At 67.3% G+C, this 4623-nt stretch carries 2 protein-coding genes; both read right to left on the reverse strand.

Annotated features, from left to right (window positions below):
• A partial coding sequence (locus tag VFZ66_25380) for a condensation domain-containing protein (GenBank protein ID HEX6292544.1) occupies positions 1–1789 on the reverse strand: 1789 nt, incomplete at its 3' end.
• Between the two features lie 61 nt (positions 1790–1850).
• On the reverse strand, positions 1851–4623 hold a 2773-nt coding region (locus tag VFZ66_25385; GenBank protein HEX6292545.1), incomplete at its 5' end, for a condensation domain-containing protein.

The following is a 4623-nucleotide window of genomic DNA, read 5'->3' on the forward strand; positions in this document are numbered from 1 at the left end:
TCACATAGGCGAGGTGATCGGGATCGACGGCGGGCAGATTGTGGGTTGGCTGGTGGTCGAGCAGCTCAGCGGCGGTATCGAGACACAGCACGGCGGCAGCCTGGCCGGGTAGTGCAGGCCGGAGCGCGGCGTGGGTGAGCAGGAGGGCGACCTGGGCATCACGGAGCATCAAGCCGAGCAACTCGGCGGGATAGGTCGGGTCGAGCGGGACGTAGGCCCCACCGGCTTTGAGCACGGCCAGCAGCGCGACGACGAGATCAAGGGAGCGCTCAAGGCAGAGGCCGACGCGGGTATCGGGGCCGACACCGCGCGCGCGGAGGGCATGGGCGAGCTGGTTAGCGCGGGCATTCAGCTCGTGATAGCTGAGCTGCGCGTCGGCAACCACGACGGCCAGCGCATCGGGGGTGCGGGCGGCCTGCGCTTCGATCAGGTGGGGCAGCGTGGCGGGGGCGGGGACGGGCACGGCGGGAGCGTGCCAGGCGCGGAGCCAGTGCAGCCGCTCGGCGGGGGCGAGCAGGGACAGGGCGGCGAGCGGCTGGGTGGGCTGGGCGGCGAACTGTGCGAGCAGGCGCTGGAGATGCGCCAGCAGCCGTGCGATCGTCTCCGGCTCGAAGCGCCGCCGATCGTACGTGACGCGCAGCAAGACCTTATCGGCAACGGCGGTTGTCAGATTGAGCGGATAATTGCTGCGCTCCATGCTGCGTCGGGTAGAAACCTCCAGGCTGCGACGGTTGCCTCGATCGGAGCGCCCCGCCTCGCTGGGATAGTTCTCGAAGACGACGATGCTTTCAAACAAGGGCTGCCCACGGGGCACGTCGCTCCAGCCCTGGATCTGCACGAGTGGGCTGTACTCGTACTGGCGAAGCTCGGCCTGTTGCGCTTGCAGCGCCTTGAGCCAGTCCAGCAGCCGCGCGGCAGGCCGCACCGGCACGCGCACCGGCAGCGTGTTGATGAACAGGCCGATCATCTGCTCGACGCCCGGCAGCTCGGCGGGCCGCCCGGAGACGGTCGCGCCGAAGACCACATCCGGCTCCCCGCTGTAGCGGCTCAGCAGGATCGCCCACGCGCCCTGTACAAGCGTATTCATGGTGAGGCCATGCTGCCGGGCCAGATCGTGCAGCGCGCCCGTCGTCTCGGTCGAGAGGTAGGTTTCCAGCTCGATACTCTCGGCTGTGCCCGCATCCGGTCCGACAGGTCGATCGACGCCAAGGGGCGTTTGAGCCGTGACGCCCTCCAAAAACTGCCGCCAGAAAGCTTCTGCCTGGGCCATGTCCTGGCGCTGCAACCACGCGATGTAGTCGCGGTAGGGGCGGGATGGAGCAAACTGGATCTCGCGATCGTGCGCGAATGCCTCGTATGCGGTAAAAACCTCATTCAGCACCAGCGGCAGCGACCAGCCATCCATCAGCAGGTGGTGCTGACTCCACACGAATTGGTAGGTGTCGGCGGCGGTTTGGAAGAGCACGAGGCGCATCAGTGGCGCTTTGTCGAGATCAAAGCCCCGGCTGAGATCGTCCGCTAAAAATGCTGCGAGCTGCTCTTCCTGCTCGATCGGGGAGCGATCACGTAGGTCGTACTCCTGCCATGGGAGCCGCACCTGCCGATACACAACTTGAAACGGCTCGTCGCGGCGCTCCCAGACAAAGGCCGTGCGCAAAACCGGATGCCGCTCTATGATCAGTTCCCAGGCTCGTTGAAGCGATGGAACATGCAGATTGCCGCGAAGAGTCAGGGTGATATGCGTTACATACAGGCCCGATCCTTGATCATAGAGTGTATGAAACAGCATGCCCTGTTGCATGGGCGAAAGTGGATAGATTGCTTCGACGAGATTCCTTTTTTTGCTCATTCTACTCCTCGACGGTTCCGCTCAGTTCTTCAAGCAGGTCATCCAGTTCTTCCTGATCAAAATCCATCTCTGGGAAGTCGGAGGGGGTGAAGCCCCCGGCATCCGGCGAGAGACAGTGCTCGATCAGGGCGCGCAGGGCCGCGATGTACTCCTGCGCCAGGCGCTCGATCGTGGCGCGCTGATGCAGTTTCTCGCTGTAGCTCCACGAGAATTGCAGAACTCCATCGTGAATCAAGCCGGTAATTTCCACCTGATAGCGCCGTGGGTTATCCGCGCTCTGCGTCTCGCCGATCGAGTCATGGGCAGGTTTGAGAAGTCCCGTTCTCTGAACCCCATGATCGAGCTGACCGAGGTAGTTAAAGTTGATCTGGGCGGGCGGCATGGCGCGCAGCGGCGCGGTGTCCTGGCTCTCATTGAGGTAGCGCAGGAGGCCATAGCCGATGCCGCGCTGCGGGATCTGGCGCACCTGCTCCTTGATCGCCTTGAGCTGCTCGCCCGGCCCGGCCCACGGGTCGACCTCCAGCACCACCGGGTAGAGGGTGGTGAACCAGCCCACCGTGCGCGCCAGATCGACCTCGGCGAAGAGGTCTTCGCGCCCGTGGCCTTCCAGCTCAATGCGTACCGCATTGCCAGTCCAGTGCGTCAGGGTTTGGGCCAGCGCGGTCAGCAGCACGTCGGTAATCTGCGTCTGGTAGGCCTGCGGCACCTCGTGCAGCAGCGCCGTCGTCTCCTCGGCGCTCAGCCGCCCCGTCACCTGTGCGCTGGTCGCCAGAGTATTGGCGCCGCCGGGGAAATCGACGGGCAGCGGCGGCAGCGCGCGCTGGACGACGCGCAGCCAGGAGGGCAGCTCGGCCAGCAGCGTCGGCGACGTGGCATACGCCACCAGCCGTGCGGCCCATTGCTGGAAGGCGGTGGTCTTGGGTGGCAGCGCGAGCGGCTGCGCCTGCGCGAGCTGGCGATAGGCGGTTTCGAGGTCGGCGAGCAGCACCGACCACGAGACGGCATCCACCGCCAGGTGATGCCCCACCAGCAGCAGCCGGTCGGGCTGGTGGTGGCCGCGCTGGACGAGCGCGGCGCGCAGCAGCGGGCCGTGGGCGAGGTGCAGCGACCGCTGGACGGCACGGGCGGCCTCCGCGAGCGCCTGGGTCTGGTCCGCCAGCGGCACGGCGCGCAGGTCGATGGTGGTCAGCAGCGGGGTGTCGTCCGGCGCGGCGTGATATTGCCGCCAGCCCGCCTCGGTGCGCGCCAGCCGCAGCCGCAGCGCATCGTGATGGCGCAGCAGCGCTTGAAGCGCGGCCTCCAGCGCGCTCGGATCGAGCGGCTCGCCGGCGTCCAGCAGCATGGCCTGGTTGAAGTGATGCGGGTTGGGGAGCGCCTGGGCCAGGAAGTGGTGCTGGATCGGCGTGAGCGGCACGTCGCCGGTGACAAGGCCCTGCTCGGCGACGATGGCGGGCGCGATGGCGGCGACGGCGGCCAGTTCAGCAATCGTCTGATGCTGAAAGAGCAGGCGGGGGGTCAGGCGCAGCCCGGCCTGCTGGGCGCGGGCGATAACCTGAATGCTCAGGATCGAGTCGCCGCCCAGGGCGAAGAAGTTGTCGTGCACCCCCACCTGCTCGACGCGCAGGACCGCCGCCCAGATCTGGGCTAAGGTCTGCTCGGCGGCGGTCTGCGGCGCGACATACGATGCGGCAGGATCAGCCGGGCTTTCCTCCGGATTAGGCAGGGCGTTGCGATCGACCTTGCCGTGACGGGTGAGCGGCAGGGCGGCGAGCGGCACAACAGCGCTGGGGACCATGTAGGCGGGCAGCGTGCGCAGCAGGAACGCGCGCAGCGCCTCGGCGCTCGGCACGGTCGTGCCCTCATGCGCCACCAGATAGGCCACCAGGCGACGCTCGGCGTCGTCCACTTCGGCGCGCGCCACCACGACCACCTCACGGACGGCCTCATGCTGGGCCAGCGCCGCCTCGACCTCGCCGAGTTCGATGCGATACCCCCGGATCTTGACCTGGTCGTCACTCCGCCCCACGAATTCCAGCGTGCCGTCGGGCAGGTGGCGCGCCAGGTCGCCGGTGCGATACCAGCGCTGCCCGTCGATGGTAACATATTTCTCCGCCGTCAGCTCCGGGCGATGGAGATAGCCACGGGTCACGCCCAATCCACCGAGATACAGCTCACCAACGACGCCGATGGGCACCGGCTGGCCGTGGGCATCGATGAGGCGGAGCTGGCTATTGGGCAGCGGACGCCCGATGACCGGGCGGCTGGGGAGGTGGCTAGGATCGACGCGGTGACAGGCGCAGATGATCGTGCCTTCGGTCGGGCCGTAGAGCACGACGAGGTCCGCGTGCGGGAAGACAGTGTGGGCGGCGGCGAGCAAGTCGGGCGGCACGACATCGCCGCCGACCCAGATGCGGCGCAGCCCGGCGTAGTGGGTCGGGCCGTTTGTGGCAGCGTGCTCCACGATCTGGCGCAGCAGGCTGGGCACGGCGTGGAGCAGGGTCCAGCCTTGCAGGTCGCGCACCAACTGCGGCAGGTCGAGGATTTGCTCCTGGGTCTGGATGGTGACGGTGCCGCCGCCGAGCAGTGGATTGAACAGCTCGAAGGCGGCGATGTCGAAGGCGACCGAGGCGAGCCAGGGCTGGACATCACTGGCGCGATAGCCGAAGGCGTGCTGGCTGGCGTGAAGGGTGTGCAGCAGGTTGGCGTGCGCGACCTGCACCGCCTTGGGCGTCCCGGTCGTACCCGATGTGTAGATCAGGTAGGCCAGGTGACCG

The organism is Herpetosiphonaceae bacterium, from assembly GCA_036374795.1.
Lineage (GTDB): Bacteria > Chloroflexota > Chloroflexia > Chloroflexales > Kallotenuaceae > LB3-1.